The sequence below is a fragment of the Komagataeibacter xylinus NBRC 15237 genome, assembly GCF_001571345.1.
GTDB lineage: Bacteria > Pseudomonadota > Alphaproteobacteria > Acetobacterales > Acetobacteraceae > Komagataeibacter > Komagataeibacter xylinus.
Genome location: NZ_BCTP01000011.1, coordinates 1 through 18,139 on the forward strand (window position 1 = coordinate 1; position 18,139 = coordinate 18,139).

Here is an 18,139-nt window from a genome sequence, read left to right on the forward strand (position 1 = left end):
AAACTAGCAAATCTACCGGAGAAGCTCAAGAAGTTTCCTCAGCGCCGCCGGTGATTGGGGATATAGGACCACCACCCACAACCGTCAATTGGAAAAATGGCCGGGCAGTGAAAAAAGTTCCCGCCCGGCAGGCACCACTGCCCCAAAAAGCCCGTTAGGACGCCGCTTTCCGGTCCATCAGCATATTTGTCACTGCGGACTTGAATGGCGAGAGGGCATCCGCCACGCGGAGTCCAGCCTGCCTGAGCACGCGGAAAGCCGGTTCATCACGCGTATAAAGTGTGGCGATTCCATTGGTGGCGGCAAACAGGGGCGCTGTTTCCATCCGGTGCCGCCGCTCAAAACGCCGCAATGAGGACAGGCTGCCCACGGGCTCGCCCCGCGCCATGCCAGCCGCCACTTCCTGCGCCAGAGCCTCCTGCCCTTTCAGGCCCAGGTTGAAACCATGGGCCGTAATGGGGTGCATGCCCACGGCGGCATCGCCCACCAGCGCGAAGCCGGGGGCGGCAAAACGATGGGCATACACACCCCGGAGCGGATAGGCATGCCGCGTGCTGACCAGCCGCATGTTGCCCAGTCGCCTACCCACGCGCTCCATGATCTCGGCATTGAAGGCATCGCGCTCAAGCGTGCGCAGCCGCTCGATCTGCTCGGTCGGTAGCGTCAGCACAATGGATGAAGCCCCGCCATTGACCGGCAGGAGGGCAACGGTCTGCCCCTCATCAAACCACTGGGTGGCCACATGGTGGTGCGGCAGGTCATGCGCCATGCGGCAGACCAGCATGGAACGCCTGAAGTCATGCACGATCGCCCCGATGCGCTGCGAGCGCCTGATTTGGGAAAAACGCCCATCAGCCCCGATGGCAAGGCGCGACGTGATCTCGCCCCCCTCATGCACCACGACCATATCCTCCCCGATGCGGCGGATATGGCGGGTAGCGGTGCCCCCAAGCAGGCTGATGCCGGGGCGCTGGCTGGCTGCCATATATAAGCCATGGCGGATGCTGTGATTGGAGACAAGATAGCCCAGCGCATCCACGCCCCGCCCCTGCGTATCAAACTGGAGGGGATGATTGCCCCGCCCGGTCTCGACCCGCGCCTCGCGCAGGGGCGAGATGGCGACTTCAGGGATATGCGGCCACGCGCCAAGCTCCTTGAGCACCGCGACCGAATGATGGGTCAGCGCGATCTCGCGTCCATCAAAGGCCGGTTCCGCCCAGGGGGCCTGCGGCGTGCGCTCGAGCACAGCCACGGACAGGCCACGGGCCTCAAGCGACAGGGCGGCGGCAAGCCCTGCCGGGCCGCCACCCATTATGGTGACATCATGATAGGTCATGGCTGGGTTCCTGTCCGTGTGTTTTTTCAGGGGTTACGCATCCGCGCCAAACACGGCGGGCGCGCCAGTCCACCGGGCCACGTAATCATCAACCGGGCGGCGCGTCGGAGCTTTCGCCTGTGCCGTGGGCGTGCCGACAAACAGGAAACCAGCCAGCTTGTGCGGCGCGGGGAAGCCCATCTCGGCCGCGAATTCCGGGTCATGGGCCACATCGCCGCTCACCCACACGCCGCCAAAGCCCGTGGCGTGCAGGGCGTTGAGAATGTTCATGGCGGCCGCGCCCACGGCCAGTTCCTGCTCCAGCAGGGGAATCTTGTTTTCGGGCCGCAGGTGCATGCCCAGCACGATGGTCATGGGCATGGTGGACATGCGCGAGAAGCGCTTTTCCACCTTGGCGGGGGCCACATCGGGGTCAAGCCGCTTCATGCTGGCCACCACGCGCTCGGCCAGCTTCACCCGCGCCTCCCCCTGCACGATGGCGTAGCGCCACGGGCGCAGCTTGCCATGGTCGGGCGCGCGCATGGCGGTGGAGAGGATGGCCTCGAGCACGTCACCCGCAGGGGCCGGTTCCGCCAGCGCATCGGTGGAAAACCGTGACAGGAGAAGATCGAGCGATGTCATATGGTCATTCCCTTGATATGAAGGCACGCGGCAGCGAGCCTGAAGCCTGCGCGCGCGACACCATGCCGCAACGGCCCGGCCCTGCCAATACGCATGCCCGGGCGGCGCGGCGCGGGCGGGATCGGTATGGATTCCGGCCCCGGCCTTCTGTAGAAGGGGAGCATGAACAGCCCGCGCACAGCCACGGTCCATCGCGCCACCAGCGAGACCGACATTACCGTGACCATCAACCTCGATGGCACCGGCCAGACCCGCATCGACACCGGGATCGGCTTCCTTGACCACATGCTGACAGCCCTTGGCCGCCATAGCATGTGCGATCTCGACATTGTTGCCAAAGGCGACCTGCATATCGACTACCACCACACGGTGGAAGATACAGGCATTGCCCTGGGCAAGGCCTTCGCGCAGGCGATCGGCGACAAGCGGGGCATCCGCCGCTACGGCAGCGCCACCGTGCCGCTTGACGAGGCGCTGTGCGAGGCGGTGGTCGATATTTCCGGCCGTCCCTTCCTGGCGTGGTCCGTCACCTTCGGGCGCGACAAGATCGGGGAGATGGATACCGAACTGTTCGAGGAATTCTTCCGCGCCTTCGCCATGAGCGCGCTGGTCACGCTGCATGTGATCCAGCGCGCGGGCCATAACTGCCACCATATTGCCGAGGCCGCCTTCAAGGCCCTGGCCCGCGCCCTGCGCACCGCAAGCGAGCCTGACCCGCGCGCGGGCGGCATCATCCCCTCCACCAAGGGCAGCCTGTGACATTCTATTCCGCCCTGCTGCCGCCTGCGGGCCGCCCCGATACGCGGGCCTGGCCGGTAATGGTGGCCTGCCGCATGTCGTGGCTGGTGCTACTGTGTGGCTGGGGCGGACTGCTGCTGCGGGGCTGCCTCGTCAGCGGGCTGCTGGCAGGCGGCGTGAGCATTCTGCTGGTCACGTTCGTGCCGCTGGCCTTCGCCCTGCCCATGCTGGGCGGGCTGCACCTGCTGCTGGCCCTCAACACGCCGGAAATCCGGCAATGGGAACTGCAACTGCGCGGCTATGCTTCAGCCGCAGGCGTTTACGCGCCAGACCGTAGCGCAGCCCTTGTGCGCTGGCTGGAGCATAACCGGCCTGTTCCCCCCCCTTCTCCCGTATCATGAGGCAGACCATGCCCGCGCCCGCACCCTCGCGCCCCCAGTCCATTGTGGTGATCGACTACAATGGCGGCAACCTCGCCTCCGCCGCCCGCGCCCTGACACGAGCCGCGGCTGATAGCGGCATCGACGCCACCGTCACCATCACGGCGGACCCGCAGGCCGTCCTGCAGGCCGACCGCATCGTTTTGCCCGGTCAGGGTGCGTTTGCCGATTGCGCGGCAGGGCTTGCAGCCCGGCCCGGCCTGCGCGATGCGATTGTTGCGGCAACCGATGGCGGCGTGCCGTTCCTGGGCATATGTGTTGGCATGCAACTCATGGCCGAGCGCGGGCGCGAGCATGGCGTGACCCCCGGCTTTGGCTGGATCGCGGGTGAAATCGCGCTGATGGAGGCTCCCGGCCTGCGCCTGCCGCAGATGGGCTGGAACGAACTGGCCTTCACCCCCGGCGCCCACCCCCTGACCGAAGGGCTGGCGGCGGATGCGCATGGCTATTTCGTCCATTCCTTCGCCCTGACCGGCTATGACGGCGCTGATATGGTGGCCACCACCGATTACGGCAGCCCGGTGCCCGCCATCGTGGCGCGCGGCAACCGGGCGGGCACCCAGTTCCATGTGGAAAAAAGCCAGCAGGTGGGGCTGCGCATCCTGTCCAACTTCCTGCGCTGGACGCCTGTGCCGGACCCCGCGCCATGACCCGCCAGCCCACCCTTGACGGCACGCTGCATGCTGAACGCCTGCAAGAGAACATGCACGAGGACGACCTGCACGCCCTGTGTGACGCGACCAACGCAGCCATACTTGATGGCGGCGGCTTTGGCTGGCTGGCCCCGCCACCGCGCGAGACGCTGGAGCGTTACTTCCGCGGCGTGCTGCTGGTGCCCGAGCGGCAGATGTTCGTGGCCCGGCTTGATGACATGATCGTAGGCTCCGCCCAGCTCGTGCGCCCGCCGCGCAACAACGAGGCGCAGGCCATGAGCGCCACCCTCATGCATTTCTACATCGCCCCCTACGCGCGCGGGCTGGGTCTGGGCCGCCTGCTGCTGACCGAGGTGGAAAGCTGTGCCCGCAGCATGGGCTACCAGATCATCAACCTCGACGTGCGCGAGACCCAGGCGGAGGCCGTGCGGCTGTTCCGCAGCAGCGGCTTCCACCACTGGGGCACCCACCCCAGCTATGCCCGCACCGATGGCCGCACCGTGCGCGGCCTGTTCTTCACCAAGCGCCTGCAGGACAACGAGCGGATCGTACCCGCCCACCCGCAGGCAGCCTCCACTCCCATCCCTGCAGCAGGACATGCCCCCGTGACCGGACACAGCCTGACCCTCTACCCCGCCATCGACCTCAAGGATGGCACATGCGTGCGCCTGCGCCGTGGCGAAATGGACAATGCCACCGTCTATTCCGATGATCCCGGCGCGCAGGCGCGGGCGTGGATCCATGCCGGCTGCTCGTGGCTGCATGTAGTTGACCTCAACGGCGCCTTTGCCGGGCGCTCGGCCAATACCGAGGCCATCGAGGCCATCATCGCCAATGCCTCGGTGCCCGTGCAGCTCGGCGGTGGCCTGCGCGACCTTGAAAGCATTGGCAAATGGCTCAATGCCGGAATCAGCCGCGTGATCCTGGGTTCGATCGCGGTCAAGAACCCCGAGCTGGTGCGCGAGGCGTGCCGCCTGTTCCCCGGTCGCATCGTGGCGGGCATTGACGCGCGCAGCGGCCAGGTGGCGACCGAAGGCTGGGCCGAAACATCGGAGATGAAAGCCGTCGATCTCGGCCTGCGCATGCAGGATGCCGGAGTGGCGGCTGTCATCTTCACCGAGATCAGCCGCGACGGCATGCTGACCGGCATCGACATCGAGCAGACCGCCGACATGGCCAATGCGCTTTCCATCCCGGTCATTGCCAGTGGCGGGGTGGGCAACCTGGCCCACCTTGAGGCCCTGCGCGCGGCCACCGCACGGGCACCGGGCATCGAGGGCGTGATCGTGGGCCGTGCGCTGTATGATGGCCGCATCGACCTTGGTGAAGCCCTGCAGGTCCTGTCCTGATGCTCAAGCTGCGCGTCATTCCCTGCCTGGACGTAAAGAACGGCCGGGTGGTCAAGGGGGTCAACTTCGTCTCGCTGCGCGATGCGGGCGACCCGGTGGAACAGGCCGCCGTGTACGACGCGGCGGGAGCGGATGAACTCACCTTTCTCGACATCACCGCCAGCAACGAAAACCGCGACACCATCCTCGACGTGGTCAGCCGCACGGCAGAGCGCATCTTTCTGCCGCTGACGGTAGGCGGCGGCGTGCGCACCACCGATGACATGCGCCGCCTCCTGCTGGCCGGGGCCGATAAATGCGCCATGAACTCGGCTGCCGTCTCACGCCCCGAACTGGTCAGTGAGGCTGCGCAGAAATTCGGCAGCCAGTGCGTGGTGGTCGCCATTGATGCCCGCAGCGACGGCCATGGCGGGTGGGAGGTGTACACCCATGGCGGCCGCACCCCCACCGGGCGCAACGTGATTGACTGGTGCAGGGAAGTGGCGGAACGTGGCGCGGGTGAAATCCTGCTGACCAGCATGGACCGCGATGGCACCGGCAAGGGCTTCGACCTTGACCTGCTGCGGGCGGCGAATGCGGCGGTGCGCATTCCCATCGTGGCCTCGGGCGGGGTTGGCGCGCTCGACCATTTTGTTGAAGGCGCGCGCGCGGGTGCAACCGGCCTGCTGGCAGCCAGCGTATTCCACTTCGGGCAGTTTACCATTCCACAGGTCAAGCAGGCGCTGGCACAAGCGGGCCTGCCGGTCAGACAGACCGCCTGATCTCCCTTTTCCGCCTATCGGAGCATTGTCATGGCCAAGCCAGAAAAAACCCGCAAGAACGCGCCCTCCAAGGCCACCCCGGCCAAACCGGCCTCCGGCAAGGCGGCAGGCAAGGCCCCTGCCGCGACCATCGAGATCGCGGCCGTCGGCCCTGCAACGCCTGATGTGCTCGACCGCCTGTTTGATGTTGTGGAATCACGCCGGGGCACGGACCCCTCCGTCAGCCATTCCGCCCGCCTCCTTGCCCGGGGCCGCCGCAAGATCGCGCAGAAATTCGGCGAGGAAGCCGTGGAATGCCTGATCGAGGCCGTGGCGGATAACCGCGAGGAACTGATCAGCGAAAGTGCTGACGTGCTCTACCATCTCATCGTGATGTGGGTGGATGCGGGCGTGAAACCGGCGGAAGTCTGGACCGAGCTGCTGCGCCGCGAAGGCACGAGCGGCGTGGCCGAGAAAGCCGCCCGCCCCCGTGACCCGCTGGCCTGAGCCACCCCGACAGGAGACAAGACCCATGCCCGTAAATGGCACCGGCGCGTATGACCCCCAGAACGTGTTCGCCCGCATCCTGCGCGGGGAACTGCCGTGCAAGAAGGTGTATGAAGATGAATACGCCCTTGCCTTCCATGACATCGCCCCCAGGGCGCCCGTGCATGTGCTCATAATCCCCAAAGGGGCCTATGTTTCCTTTGCCGATTTCAGCGCCAAGGCCGATGATGCGACCATCGCGGGCTTTACCCGCGCGGTGGGTACGGTCGCGCGTGACCTCGGGCTGGAAGCACCGGGCTACCGCCTTGTATCGAACACCGGCATTGAAGGTGGGCAGGAAGTGCCGCACTTCCATGTGCATCTGTTTGGTGGCCGCCCGCTTGGGGCCATGCTGCCGGGCTGAAGCCGGGCAGACAGGAGCGGTTGCCTGATGGCGCTACTCCATAAAGCACACGCATGACACAGCTTGCAGGGCGCCGCTTTTTATAAAAAGGGCGCCCTTGTTTTTTATTCTGATCCAGATAATCTATTGACTGAATATTATGCATTCCTATTACATAAAAGAATTAATTTGTTCGAGTATTGTATTTAAATATAATAATACGCATCTTTTACACAAAGACGCGATATGAGCCAGGAACATTATGAACAGCAGAAGATTGCCATGGATAAAGTAGCAAACCTTCTTGTCATTGCCGTGCCGGAAGACGAAGAAAATTCTGCCTGTTTATTTCAATGAAAATGGAATTTATCGATAATGGCGAAGAAGGCCATAACACGGCTGAATTCAAATTCGTTTATGAAAAAAAGAATGGTGAAGTCGTAAACTTCAGCCCGTTCTGGAATTTCGGTCCCCAAAACCATTCTCGCTATATAGACGACATGGAAAAACTGGTAACGGATTTAAGAGATGTATTTGCCCAACACCTGAAAAAAACGACCAGGCGGCCAGAAACAGCATGGCCATGAAGGTCAATCTGGTCAAGAAATCCTATTATATTAATTTCTACTATCCGGAAACCAACAGTCTCCCTGCATGAATTTAAAATATAAATTATTAGAAAGTAAAAGTTTTTAGGTGCCGTCTTTTTTAAAAGACGACGCTCCCTGAAGCTTTTTAAAAAAAGCTTCACCAAAAACTTTTTATACTGAACAGTGTTTTACAGGGACTGAAGTTCAAACAGGTCACGATACAGCCCGCCTTCGCGCTGCATCAGGGCGGCATGGGTGCCATCCTCGCACACCCGGCCATGGCGGAAGACAATGATGCGGTCCAGCCCCATCACGGTGGAAAGCCGGTGGGCGATGACCAGCACCGTGCGCCCGGCCATGAGGCGCTCCATCGCCTGCTGCACCTGCACTTCGGACTGGGAGTCGAGGCTGGACGTCGCCTCATCCATGATCACGATGCGCGCCTGGCTTAAAAAAGCACGGGCAATGGCAATGCGCTGGCGCTCGCCGCCCGAGAGCTTGACCCCACGCTCGCCCACCATGGTGGCGTAGCCGCGCGGCAGGCGGTCGATGAAGTCCGCCGCATTGGCCTGCCGGGCGGCATGGGCGATCTCGGCGGGCGTGGCATCAGGGCGGCCATAGGCAATGTTCTCGGCCAGCGAGCGGTGAAACAGCAGCGGTTCCTGCGGCACGATGGCAATCTGCCCGCGCAGGCTGGCCTGCGTCACCGTGGCAATATCCGTGCCATCAATGGTGATGCGCCCGGCCTGCACGTCATAAAGCCGTTGCAGCAGCCGCGTGAGCGTGGTCTTGCCCGAACCCGACGGGCCGACAAGAGCCACCCGGCTGCCGGGCGCAATATCAAGGTTCAGGTCATCAAACAGCACGCGCCCATGCTGGCGCACATAGCCAAAGCGCACATGCTCGAAGCGGATATGCCCTTGCGTTACGCGCAGCGCCAGGGCGCCGGGCCGGTCCGCCACGCCGGGATGCATGGCGAACAGGGCCACAAGTTCCTCCATCTCGTTGACCGAGCGCTGCACGACCGAAATCTGCTGGCCGATATCACGCAGGTAACCCTGTATGACGAACATCATGGTCAGCACATAGGCCACATCACCCGGCCCGGCACGGCCCCGCACCCACAGCACCGCCACCCCGGCAATCAGCGCCATGCGCATGAGCAGGGCCGCAAGGTTCTGCAGATTGGCGCTATCGGTGCCGCGCAGCCACGAGCGCACCGTGCGCTGTCGCCACCTTCCCGCCACCCAGGCCAGCCGGGCATCCTCGCGCCCCTCCGCCCCGCAGGCCTTGACCACGGCATTGCAGGTTACGGCATCGGACAGGGTGGCCCCCATGCGCGTATCCCACGCATTGGCCAGCCGGGCGGATGGCGCGACATAATGCAGCGTCAGCACGACCGACAGCCCCACAAGCGCTGCCGCCCCCACCGCCAGCACCAGCCCCATGAACGCCCAGTGAAAGGCCAGCACGCCAGTCGTGGCGCACAGCACGATCACCTCGGGCACCAGCATGAGCAGCACCGTATCGCCCAGCGTGTCGATCGCCCCCAGCCCGCGCGTGATGCGCCGCACGGTCGAGCCTGCGAAGTTGCTGGCATGCCACTCGCTGGAGAAACGCTGCACGCGGCCAAACGCCTCCGTCACGATGCCGGTCATGACGCGGGAGGTCAGGTGCGAGATGGTTACATATGCCATGCGCCGCGCCATGATGCCGCCCACGCCCAGCCCGGTCAGCCCCGCCACATCGCGTATGGCATGGTGGATGGTGGCGGCCTGCGCAGGGTGCGACACGTCATCGACCAGCCAGCCCGCCAGCAGCGGCATCATCACATCTGCCACCGTAGCCAGCGCGATACCCGCCAGCGTGCCCGCCAGCAGGGCAGGCCACGCCCGCCACCGGCGCCACACAAAGCCCAGGACGGCGGCGAATTCATGCCGCCGCGTAAGGGATCGGGAAGAGGAATGAAGCCATGCCCACCACGCCAGAATGCAAAAAAAACGCGGCCACGACCGGCCACGGCAAAGGGCTGGAACGACTAGCCCCGCCCCGCGTGGCATGCAAGGCCCCTGCCGGGTTATGAAGGCCCGGGGCAATTTACAGACCCCACCCCCACGCCGCACAATGCGCCCGACCTATCCCAGCGAGTAGCCGATGCCAACACCCTCCGCCCGCACCAGGGCCAAGCCCGCCCGCCGCGCCATGACACTGGCCGAAGTCCGTGCCTTCATCAGCCTGCTGGCCACCGCCAACCCCGATGCCGAAAGCGAACTCGACTTTGTCGATGACTACACGCTGCTCGTGGCCGTCGTGCTCTCGGCGCAGGCCACCGATGCCTCGGTCAACAAGGCGACCGTCAACCTGTTCCGCGATGCCCCCACGCCACAGGCCATGGTGGACCTTGGCGAGGAAAAGGTGGGCGCGCATATCCGCACAATCGGGCTGTGGCGCACCAAGGCGCGCAACGTGGTGGCGCTGTCACGGCAGTTGCTCGACCGCTTTGACGGCAAGGTGCCTCACGACCGCGCGGCCCTTGAATCCCTGCCCGGTGTCGGCCGCAAGACCGCGAACGTGGTGATGAACGTAGCCTTTGGCGACAGCACGATGGCGGTCGATACCCACATCTTCCGCATCGGCAACCGCACGGGGCTGGCGCCGGGTGCGACCGTGCGCGCGGTGGAGGACCAGTTGGTGCGCCGCATCCCGCCCGACATGCTGCGCCCGGCCCATCACTGGCTGATCCTGCACGGGCGCTATGTGTGCAAGGCCCGCAAGCCCGAATGCTGGCGCTGCCCCGCCTTTGAACCGTGCCAGTACCGCATGAAGGATGAACTGCGCCTGGCACCGGCCTGAACAGATAGACGTTTTTGAAAAAAGGCGGCACCCAGAACTTTTATTCCGCCTGCGCCAGCGGCAGGTTGGGCAGGCCTGCCCCGCCGGGACGCATCACCCAGGGCCGCGCCCCGCGCACGGCGCGGTCCGTCTGCACCACAAGCCTGCCATCGGGCTGCCGGTAAATGCCATAAGCCCCGTTGCGCCACAGGTCGAAACGCCCGATGGAGGGCACGCCGTCACACCCCCACGTGCCCGGCAGGTTGACCAGCAGCCTGGCCCCCCGGCACAGGCCGGGCGCAGGCGGGCGATTGGCAAGAACCAGCACGATATCACCCACGCGGCAGACCCCGGCATGGCATGCCACCTGCCCCGCCGTTCCCTCGGCAGGCAGCATGCCTGCGGGCAGGCCGGTGACGCGCTGCCATTCACGCAGTACGAAGGGATCAGGGTGCGGGCCGGGACCGGTCAGCAGGCGGCTCTCCGCTACGATGCCCGCCATCCGCCCATCCGGCGCCAGCATGATGACCGGCCGCGCAACCAGCCATGGCGACAGGACCGCCAGCATGATGGGCGCAAGCCCCGCCAGCCGCACACGCCCACCCCACAGGCACAGCCAGCACAGCCCAACAAAAAATAACGCAAGCCCTGCATTGTTGATGGCCGGCACGCCAATGCGCGCGGCTGGCAGCCCGGCCACCAGATGCGCAAGCCACGTCACCACGCCAAGGCCCCAGCCCATGGGCACAAGGGCCAGTTTTTCCAGCCCCAGCGGCATCAGCCCGAGTGCCACCAGCCCCCATGGCATGATCCACACCGACATGAGCGGCACCGCCAGCAGGTTGGCCAGCACGAACCACGGCTGCACCGTGCCAAAATGCGCCATGCCCACCGGCAGGCACGCGCTCCCCGCCAGCACGCTGGCCACAAGTGGGTGGGCCAGACGGGCCGCCACCCGCCGCAGCCACACATCATCATGCTCCCAGCCCGACAGGGCGGGCCGCAGCGCGTCAAACCCCGCAATCAGCGCCATGACGGCGGCTACTGACATCTGGAGTGGCAGTTCGGTCACGCCCTCCGGGTTCAGGGCCATGAGCACCGTCGCCGCCACCGCCAGCGCGCGCAGCGAGAGCGGTCGCCTGCCCGCCAGCAGCGCCATGACCGCCAGCCCCGCCATGAGCAGGCTGCGCTGGGCGGGCAGGTGCGCGCCGGTCAGCGCCACGTAGCCTGCCCCCGCCAGCAATGCGCCCACCGCCGCGATCTGGCGGCATGGCCAGTACAGCGCCGCCCGCTCGCTCAGCGCCAGCCCCGTACGCAGCCCCACCATGGCCAGCCCTATCACGATAGCCAGATGCAGCCCCGCCACGGCCAGCAGGTGAGCCAGCCCCGCATCGGCAAAGGCCGCGCGCTCGGGGGCCGCCACCACGGCATCGGCGCCCACAAGAACGGTCGCGGCAATATCGCCCCGCGTGCCGGGCAGGGCCGTTCTTATCCGCTCCGCCAGAATGTGCCGCCTGCCCGCAAGCCAGCCCGCCACGCCGCCGCCCACCCGCGCAGGCGTGATCGTGGCCGGGTCCAGCGCACGGCCATGCCCCGCCTGGCCTGCAAACCACGCCCGGCGCTGGGCGTCATACCCGCCCGGTATGTCGGGGAAGGCAGGCGGCGACAGCAGGGCGCGCACTCGCAACCCATCACCCGGCATGGGCCGCGCCGGGTCATCGGCCTGCAGGCGCACGGACAGCCACCGCCGCAGGGGCGGCATGCCAATGCTGATTCCATTATCAAGGCGCACGCCGCGCAACGCCACGCGCAGCGCCTGCGTGCCATCGGCCAGACGCTGCACCTCAACCCCACTCACCTGTCCAGACAGATGCACCGCCCGGCGCGGCAGGTCGGGAAAAGGCGGCATGCGCCCTGCCTGCCCCCATGCCAGCAACAGCCCTGCCGCCCCCATCCCCACCACGCCTGCGCCGAGCCGCACGGCCAGACGGTGCGGCCACAGCAGGCGACAGGCGAGCGACGCCAGGCAGGCCAGCACGCCCCCCGCCACGACCACTCCGCCCGGCTCGGTCGGCAGGGCAAAATACGCGATGACGCCACCCGCAAGAGCCACCGGCAGCCACAGCACCAGGCGACTGTTCTGCCCCCACAGCCACGCGGTGAGCGCGGCCCGCAGGCGCAGCAGGCCCCCGCCTGCCAGCACCCGGCTCACAAACCACCCCGCCCGGCGGGTGCTGCCGCACGGCCCGGAATCGGCACCCGCCCGGCACCTGCCCACGCAACGATGGCCTGCCAGCAGCAGCGGCATTGATGGCGAATGGCAGACAGACCCGACAGGAGACCCCCATGATGCGCGTAAAAGGCGTGGCAGGAATGCACACCCTAGCGGGCGGAACGGTTTTCACGCCAGAGTGCCCCCTGTCAGCAGGGCGAAAACATGCTAGGAACCCGGTTCATGACTGTCCGTACGCGTTTTGCTCCCAGCCCCACCGGCCTGCTGCATATCGGCAACGCCCGTGCCGCCCTTTTCAATTTCCTCTATGCCCGCCACCACGGCGGGCAATTCGTGCTCCGCATCGAGGATACCGACCGCGAACGCTCGACCCAGCAGGCGGTCGACGTGCTGTTCGACGGCCTGGCCTGGATGGACATCGAATCCGACGAGAAACCGGTCTTCCAGTCCACGCGTCAGGCCCGCCATGCCGAGGTGGCGCATGAACTGCTGGAAAAGGGCCTGGCCTATCGCTGCTACTGCACGGCCGATGAACTGAAGGACATGCGCGAGAAGGCGATGGCCGAGGGCCGCCCCCCCCGCTACAACGGCATGTGGCGCGACCGCGACCCCGCCGAGGCCCCCGCAAACACCCCCTACACCATCCGCATCAAGGCCCCGCGCGAGGGGGAAACCACCATCCACGACCTGGTGCAGGGCGACGTGCGCGTAGCCAACGCCGAACTCGATGACATGATCATCCTGCGCGCCGATGGCACGCCGGTCTATCAGCTTGCCGTGGTGGTCGATGACCATGACATGGACATTACCCACGTCATCCGTGGCGATGACCACCTGACCAATACCTTCCGCCAGGCCATGATCTACCGCGCCATGGGCTGGAGTCTGCCGCATTTCGCGCATCTGCCGCTTATTCACGGGCCTGACGGGGCCAAGCTGTCCAAGCGGCACGGGGCACAGTCGGTCGTCGAGTTCCGCGAGATGGGCTACCTGCCCGAGGCGCTGAATAACTACCTGCTGCGCCTTGGCTGGGGCCACGGCGATGCCGAGATCCTCTCGCGCGAGGAACAGATCAAACTGTTCGACCTTGATGGCGTGGGCCGCTCGCCCTCGCGCATGGATTACGCCAAGCTGCTGCACATCAACGGCGTGTGGCTGCGCCAGGCCGATGACACCCGCCTGACCAGCGACGTGATGGAACGGCTGGCCAGGATGGACGGCGTGGACACATCGGATGCCACCCGTGCGAAGGTACTGGCCCTGATGCCCGGCCTGAAGGAACGCGCCAAGACGCTGGTGGAACTGGCCGATAACGCGGCCTTCCTCGGCCGTTCGCTGCCGCTCGCCTTCGACCCCAAGGCCGAAAAGCAGCTCACGCCGGAAAACCGCGTGATGCTGGGCAGGCTGGCCACGGCGCTGAAGGCCACCGAGCCGTTCAGCAAGGAGGCGATCGACGCCACCCTGCGCCAGTTTGCCGAAACGCATGAGATGAAGCTGGGCAAGGTGGCCCAGCCGCTGCGTGCCGCCGTAACCGGCAGCACCATGTCGCCCGGCATTGATGACACGCTGGCAGCCCTTGGCCGTGACGAGGTTCTGGCACGCATCAACGCGGTCGCCGCCCATGAATGAGCGCGGCAGCCACGGCAGCAACGTCTTCGCCACCCCGGCCACACGCCACCTGCTGGGCGTGCAGGGCATGCATCCGATCCGGATCATGCCCATACTGGACCTGGCCGAGCACTACGCCCTGCTTAACCGCTCGCGCAAGACCCCACGCGACCTGTTGCGCGGGCGCACGCTCATCAACCTGTTCTTTGAGGACAGCACCCGCACCCGCACCTCGTTCGAACTGGCGGGCAAGCGGCTCGGCGCGGATGTGGTGAACATGACCGTGGCCAGTTCCTCGGTCAACAAGGGCGAGACGCTGCTCGATACGGCAGCAACGCTCAACGCCATGCATGCCGACCTGCTGGTGGTGCGCCACGCCCAGTCCGGCGCGCCCGCGCTGCTGGCGCAGAAGGTGCAGGCCAGCGTGGTCAATGCGGGCGACGGCACGCATGAACACCCCACGCAGGCCCTGCTCGATGCGCTGACCATCCGCCGCCATTTCGGCACGTTCGAGGGGCTGACGGTGGCGATCTGCGGCGATGTGAGCCACAGCCGGGTCGCACGCTCCAACATTCACCTGCTCACCGCACTGGGCTGCCAGGTGCGCGTGGTGGGGCCGCCCACACTGGTGCCCGGCGCCATTGGCGCGCTGGGGGTCAGCATCCATCACACCATGGAAGACGGCCTGCGCGGCGTGGACGTGGTGATGATGCTGCGCGTGCAGCGCGAGCGCATGAAGGGCACGCAGGTGCCCAGCGCGCGGGAATATTTCCGCTTCTATGGCCTCGACAACAAGCGCCTCGCGCTGGCGAAGCCGCATGCGCTGGTCATGCATCCCGGCCCGATGAACCGGGGCGTGGAAATTGACAGCCGCGTGGCCGATTCCGACCAGAGCGTGATCCGTGAACAGGTGGAAATGGGGGTTGCGGTGCGCATGGCGGTGCTCGACCTGCTCGCACGCGGGGGAGAAGGCGCATGAAGCCGGTCGTTTTTGAAAATGTGCGCCTGATCGACCCCGCCAGCAACACGGACCGCCCCGGCCGCCTGCTGGTGCAGGACGGCCTGATTGCAGGCACCGACGCCCCGAACGCCGAAGGCGCGCCCGAGGGGGCGGATGTGATTGATGGCGGCGGCCAGCTCGTGCTGTGCCCCGGCCTTGTTGACATGCGCGTGACCATTGGCGAGCCCGGCTATGAATACCGCGAGACGGTGCTCTCGGCCGCGCGCGCCGCCGTGGCCGGTGGCATCACCACCATCGCCGTGCTGCCCAATACCAGCCCGACCATCGACAACCCCGCCCTTGCCCGCCTGCTGCGCGCGCGTGGCGAGGAAACGGGCATGATCGACATCCTGCCCTATGGCGCCCTGACCCGTGAATGCGCGGGCCGGGAAATGGCCGAGATCGGCCTGCTGGCCGAAGCGGGCGCCATTGCCTTTACCGATGGGCCGCAGGCCATTGCCGACAGCCGCATGATGCGCCAGATGCTGACCTACGCCCGCGGCTTCAACGCCCTGATCGTGCAGCACCCCGAAGACCCGTCGCTCGCGCGCGGCGGCTGCGCGACGGATGGCGAACTGGCCACCCGCCTCGGCCTGCCGGGCATTCCGGCGGCGGCCGAGGCCATCCTGATCGCACGCGACCTGCGCCTTGCGCGCATGACTGGCGGGCGGCTGCATTTCGGCCATGTCTCGACAGCCGAGGGGCTGGACCTGATCCGCAACGCCAAGGCCGATGGCCTGCGCGTGAGCTGTGATACCGCACCACCCTATTTCGACCTCAACGAGACGGTGATCGGGGATTTCCGCACCTATGCCAAGCTCTCGCCGCCGCTGCGCACCGAGGCCGACCGCCGCGCCGTCAGCGCCGCCCTGGCCGATGGCACGATCGACGCCATCGCATCCGACCACATGCCATGCGACGCCGATGACAAGCGCCAGCCTTTTGCCGTGGCCGCTGCCGGTGGCACCGGGCTGTGCACGCTACTTGCGGTAACACTTGCGCAGGTGCATGCGGGCCATCTTGGCATGATGGAGGCCATTGGCCTGCTCACGCACCGCCCGGCTGCCGTGCTGGGCGGCAAGGCGGGCACGCTGGCCGTGGGCATGCCTGCCGATCTGTGCCTGTTCAACCCCGATACCGCCTGGGTGGTGCGCGCGGGCGACCTGCCGGGCAAGGCGCAGAACACCCCGTTTGATGGCCGCGCGCTGGAAGGCCGCGTGCTGGGCACGTGGAAGAAGGGCGTGCGCGTGTTCGGGGCACAGGCTGCATGATCTACGGCATCCCTACCTACGACCTGCCGCTGATGGGCGGCGTGGCCTTCCTGTCCTACCTCATTGGCAGCATTCCCTTTGGCCTGGTGCTGACCGCGCTCTCGGGCGGGGGCGATATCCGCAAGATCGGCTCGGGCAATATCGGAGCGACCAACGTGCTGCGCACCGGGCGCAAGGGGCTGGCCGCGGGCACGCTGGCGCTCGATGGCACCAAGGGCGCGTTCGCGGTGTTCTGCGCCTTCGTGCTGTGCCCGTTCCACACGCTGGCCGCCGAATCGCTGGCCGCCATCTTTGCCGTGGCCGGGCACTGCTTTCCCGTCTGGCTCAAGTTCAGGGGTGGCAAGGGCGTGGCCACCGGGCTGGGCTGCATCCTGGCGCTCATGCCCGGCGTGGGGCTGTGCTGCTGCGCGCTGTGGCTGATCTTTGCCAAGGTCACGCGCATTTCATCAGCGGGCGCGATCATCGCCTTTGCCGCCCTGCCGCTGCTCATGATCCGGCCGGGGCGGATTGACTTCAACTCCCCCGCCTATCTGGCCGGGGTGCTGATTGCGGTGATGATCCTCATCCGCCATCACGCCAACATCACCCGGCTGCTCAAGGGCACCGAGCCAAAAATCGGCCAGAAAAGCACATGACTCCCCCCGATGCCGAAACGGCGCTGGCCTGCCTGCGGCTGGCGCGAACGGACGGCATCGGCCCGGTCAGCTACCGCAAGCTCATCCGCACCCATGGCAGCGTTGAAGCAGCACTTGCCATGCTTGAGCGCGGGGCCACCCGCATCAGCCGCACCATCGGCCCGCTCTACCCGCGTGATGACGGCCTGCGCGAGCTTGAGCGCCTGCAGGCGCTGGGCGGCACGTTGCTGGTGCACGGCCAGCCCGGCTACCCGGCCCTGCTGGCCGCCCTGCCTGACGCACCGCCCGTGCTGTCGGTGCTGGGCGACGTGACGCTTCTGTCCGCCCGCATGGTGGGCATCGTGGGTGGGCGCAATGCGTCATCAGGCGGGCTGCGCATGGCCGAAAGCCTGGCCGCCCTGCTCGCGGCCCATGGCGTGCACACCGTATCGGGTCTGGCGCGCGGCATTGATGGCGCGGCCCATCGCGGCGCCATGACAGCGGGCCGCACGGTTGCCGCCATCGCGGGTGGGCTGGACTGCCCCTACCCGCCCGAACATGCCGCCCTGCAGGCCGAGATTGCCCGCACCGGCGCGGTCGTGACCGAGGCCGCGCCGGGCACGGTGCCGCAGGCGCGGCACTTTCCGCGCCGCAACCGGCTGATTGCGGGCCTTGGGCTGGGCTGCGTGGTGATCGAGGCTGCACTGCGCTCGGGCAGCCTGATTACCGCGCGCATGGCGCTTGACTACGGGCGCACCATCTTCGCCGTGCCCGGCTCGCCGCTTGATCCGCGCTGCCGGGGCAGCAACGACCTGCTGCGCCAGGGCGCGATTGTGACCGAAACCGAGCGCGACATATTGCGCGAACTCCCTGAAACAATAGAGGAAAACGACCTGTTTTCCGCACTACCCCACCCCGTGCGCCACAATGCTGCCCCATCGGGCGGGCAAGCCTTGGACCCGCCGCGCACAGACCCGGCCCCACCCCCATCCGCCCAGGGCGACCTGCATGAAATGGTGGAAGGTTTTCTATCTTTCACGCCATCGCCTGTTGACGATCTCGTACGGCGCTGCCAGTTCTCGACAGCAGCAGTCCTGACCGTCCTGTCGGAAATGGAGATTGCGGGCACGATCGAATTCCTTGCGGGGGATCTGGTCGTGCGGCGTCCACCCCCGGCCTGAGCGCGGGATAGAGCAAGGTTTTGAGAATCGTGATCCGGAGACAG

18 protein-coding genes are annotated in these 18,139 nt (G+C 66.3%); 14 read left to right on the forward strand and 4 right to left on the reverse strand.

All coding sequences use genetic code 11. The annotated features are described in order from the left end of the window. Nucleotides 1-154: 154 nt before the first annotated feature. On the reverse strand, nt 155-1,336 hold the full coding sequence (ubiM, locus tag GXY01S_RS06460) for a 5-demethoxyubiquinol-8 5-hydroxylase UbiM (protein WP_061273304.1): 1,182 nt from the start codon (nt 1,334-1,336) through the stop codon (nt 155-157). A gap of 33 nt (nt 1,337-1,369) precedes the next feature. Next, nucleotides 1,370-1,957: a nitroreductase family protein gene (locus GXY01S_RS06465; protein ID WP_061273306.1), complete on the reverse strand. Its 588-nt coding sequence runs from the start codon at nt 1,955-1,957 to the stop codon at nt 1,370-1,372. Nucleotides 1,958-2,119: 162 nt separating this feature from the next. Between GXY01S_RS06465 and hisB the strand changes: the two genes are divergently transcribed. The 8 genes from hisB (at nt 2,120) to GXY01S_RS18010 (ending at nt 7,353) form a co-directional block, all read left to right on the forward strand. Next, complete coding sequence (hisB, locus tag GXY01S_RS06470) at nt 2,120-2,716, forward strand: imidazoleglycerol-phosphate dehydratase HisB (protein ID WP_061273308.1); 597 nt, start codon at nt 2,120-2,122, stop codon at nt 2,714-2,716. Continuing rightward, nucleotides 2,713-3,096 (forward strand): hypothetical protein, encoded by a 384-nt coding sequence (locus tag GXY01S_RS06475; protein ID WP_061273310.1) that lies wholly within the window; start codon nt 2,713-2,715, stop codon nt 3,094-3,096. The genes hisB and GXY01S_RS06475 overlap by 4 nt, the downstream gene beginning before the upstream one ends. A gap of 8 nt (nt 3,097-3,104) precedes the next feature. Beyond that, the gene (gene hisH, locus GXY01S_RS06480) at nt 3,105-3,785 is read left to right on the forward strand and encodes an imidazole glycerol phosphate synthase subunit HisH (RefSeq protein WP_061273311.1); all 681 of its coding nucleotides are present in this window, start codon (nt 3,105-3,107) and stop codon (nt 3,783-3,785) included. Further along, on the forward strand, nt 3,782-5,137 hold the full coding sequence (gene hisA, locus GXY01S_RS06485) for a 1-(5-phosphoribosyl)-5-[(5-phosphoribosylamino)methylideneamino]imidazole-4-carboxamide isomerase (RefSeq protein WP_061273313.1): 1,356 nt from the start codon (nt 3,782-3,784) through the stop codon (nt 5,135-5,137). The genes hisH and hisA overlap by 4 nt, the downstream gene beginning before the upstream one ends. Continuing rightward, complete coding sequence (gene hisF, locus GXY01S_RS06490) at nt 5,137-5,898, forward strand: imidazole glycerol phosphate synthase subunit HisF (protein ID WP_061273315.1); 762 nt, start codon at nt 5,137-5,139, stop codon at nt 5,896-5,898. The genes hisA and hisF overlap by 1 nt, the downstream gene beginning before the upstream one ends. Before the next feature lie 30 nt (nt 5,899-5,928). Next, entirely contained in the window at nt 5,929-6,384 is a 456-nt protein-coding gene (locus tag GXY01S_RS06495) for a phosphoribosyl-ATP diphosphatase (RefSeq protein WP_061273317.1), read from the forward strand. A gap of 25 nt (nt 6,385-6,409) precedes the next feature. Then, complete coding sequence (locus GXY01S_RS06500; protein ID WP_061273319.1) at nt 6,410-6,787, forward strand: histidine triad nucleotide-binding protein; 378 nt, start codon at nt 6,410-6,412, stop codon at nt 6,785-6,787. Between the two features lie 338 nt (nt 6,788-7,125). Next, nucleotides 7,126-7,353, forward strand: coding sequence for a hypothetical protein (locus tag GXY01S_RS18010; RefSeq protein WP_129551395.1), 228 nt, complete (start codon nt 7,126-7,128; stop codon nt 7,351-7,353). Between the two features lie 191 nt (nt 7,354-7,544). Here GXY01S_RS18010 and GXY01S_RS06505 read toward each other — a convergent pair whose 3' ends face one another. Beyond that, on the reverse strand, nt 7,545-9,416 hold the full coding sequence (locus GXY01S_RS06505) for an ABC transporter ATP-binding protein (RefSeq protein ID WP_255210375.1): 1,872 nt from the start codon (nt 9,414-9,416) through the stop codon (nt 7,545-7,547). 94 nt (nt 9,417-9,510) lie between these two features. Here GXY01S_RS06505 and nth point away from each other — a divergent pair, with 94 nt between their 5' ends. Then, complete coding sequence (gene nth, locus GXY01S_RS06510; RefSeq protein ID WP_061273321.1) at nt 9,511-10,209, forward strand: endonuclease III; 699 nt, start codon at nt 9,511-9,513, stop codon at nt 10,207-10,209. A gap of 40 nt (nt 10,210-10,249) precedes the next feature. Here the strand turns inward: nth and GXY01S_RS06515 are convergent, their stop codons facing one another. Continuing rightward, nucleotides 10,250-12,496 carry a ComEC/Rec2 family competence protein gene (locus tag GXY01S_RS06515; RefSeq protein WP_082770753.1) on the reverse strand — a complete coding sequence of 749 codons (2,247 nt, stop codon included), beginning with the start codon at nt 12,494-12,496 and terminating at the stop codon, nt 10,250-10,252. A 147-nt stretch (nt 12,497-12,643) separates the two neighbouring features. On the opposite strand from GXY01S_RS06515, the gene gltX reads away from it, so the two are divergent. From gltX to dprA, 5 genes are read left to right on the forward strand one after another with little or no spacing between them, the layout of a single operon-like run. Next, nucleotides 12,644-14,050, forward strand: coding sequence for a glutamate--tRNA ligase (gene gltX / locus GXY01S_RS06520; RefSeq protein ID WP_061273323.1), 1,407 nt, complete (start codon nt 12,644-12,646; stop codon nt 14,048-14,050). After that, nucleotides 14,043-15,008, forward strand: a complete 966-nt coding sequence (locus tag GXY01S_RS06525; protein ID WP_061273325.1) for an aspartate carbamoyltransferase catalytic subunit — start codon at nt 14,043-14,045, stop codon at nt 15,006-15,008. The genes gltX and GXY01S_RS06525 overlap by 8 nt, the downstream gene beginning before the upstream one ends. Then, a complete protein-coding gene (locus GXY01S_RS06530; protein WP_061273328.1) occupies nt 15,005-16,300 on the forward strand; it encodes a dihydroorotase in 1,296 nt (431 codons plus the stop codon). Before GXY01S_RS06525 ends, GXY01S_RS06530 begins: the two co-directional genes overlap by 4 nt. Beyond that, nucleotides 16,297-16,935 (forward strand): glycerol-3-phosphate 1-O-acyltransferase PlsY, encoded by a 639-nt coding sequence (gene plsY / locus GXY01S_RS06535; RefSeq protein ID WP_061273330.1) that lies wholly within the window; start codon nt 16,297-16,299, stop codon nt 16,933-16,935. The genes GXY01S_RS06530 and plsY overlap by 4 nt, the downstream gene beginning before the upstream one ends. Beyond that, nucleotides 16,932-18,095, forward strand: a complete 1,164-nt coding sequence (gene dprA, locus GXY01S_RS06540; RefSeq protein WP_061273332.1) for a DNA-processing protein DprA — start codon at nt 16,932-16,934, stop codon at nt 18,093-18,095. The genes plsY and dprA overlap by 4 nt, the downstream gene beginning before the upstream one ends. Nucleotides 18,096-18,139: the final 44 nt, after the last annotated feature.

Coding starts and splice junctions, on each gene's coding strand:
- ubiM (WP_061273304.1), bottom strand. CDS start 1,336: ATGACCTATCATGATGTCACCATAATGGGTGGCGGCCCGGCAGGGCTT.
- GXY01S_RS06465 (WP_061273306.1), bottom strand. CDS start 1,957: ATGACATCGCTCGATCTTCTCCTGTCACGGTTTTCCACCGATGCGCTG.
- hisB (WP_061273308.1), top strand. CDS start 2,120: ATGAACAGCCCGCGCACAGCCACGGTCCATCGCGCCACCAGCGAGACC.
- hisH (WP_061273311.1), top strand. CDS start 3,105: ATGCCCGCGCCCGCACCCTCGCGCCCCCAGTCCATTGTGGTGATCGAC.
- hisA (WP_061273313.1), top strand. CDS start 3,782: ATGACCCGCCAGCCCACCCTTGACGGCACGCTGCATGCTGAACGCCTG.
- hisF (WP_061273315.1), top strand. CDS start 5,137: ATGCTCAAGCTGCGCGTCATTCCCTGCCTGGACGTAAAGAACGGCCGG.
- GXY01S_RS06495 (WP_061273317.1), top strand. CDS start 5,929: ATGGCCAAGCCAGAAAAAACCCGCAAGAACGCGCCCTCCAAGGCCACC.
- GXY01S_RS06500 (WP_061273319.1), top strand. CDS start 6,410: ATGCCCGTAAATGGCACCGGCGCGTATGACCCCCAGAACGTGTTCGCC.
- GXY01S_RS18010 (WP_129551395.1), top strand. CDS start 7,126: ATGGAATTTATCGATAATGGCGAAGAAGGCCATAACACGGCTGAATTC.
- GXY01S_RS06505 (WP_255210375.1), bottom strand. CDS start 9,416: ATGCCACGCGGGGCGGGGCTAGTCGTTCCAGCCCTTTGCCGTGGCCGG.
- nth (WP_061273321.1), top strand. CDS start 9,511: ATGCCAACACCCTCCGCCCGCACCAGGGCCAAGCCCGCCCGCCGCGCC.
- GXY01S_RS06515 (WP_082770753.1), bottom strand. CDS start 12,496: ATGCCGCTGCTGCTGGCAGGCCATCGTTGCGTGGGCAGGTGCCGGGCG.
- gltX (WP_061273323.1), top strand. CDS start 12,644: ATGACTGTCCGTACGCGTTTTGCTCCCAGCCCCACCGGCCTGCTGCAT.
- GXY01S_RS06525 (WP_061273325.1), top strand. CDS start 14,043: ATGAATGAGCGCGGCAGCCACGGCAGCAACGTCTTCGCCACCCCGGCC.
- GXY01S_RS06530 (WP_061273328.1), top strand. CDS start 15,005: ATGAAGCCGGTCGTTTTTGAAAATGTGCGCCTGATCGACCCCGCCAGC.
- plsY (WP_061273330.1), top strand. CDS start 16,297: ATGATCTACGGCATCCCTACCTACGACCTGCCGCTGATGGGCGGCGTG.
- dprA (WP_061273332.1), top strand. CDS start 16,932: ATGACTCCCCCCGATGCCGAAACGGCGCTGGCCTGCCTGCGGCTGGCG.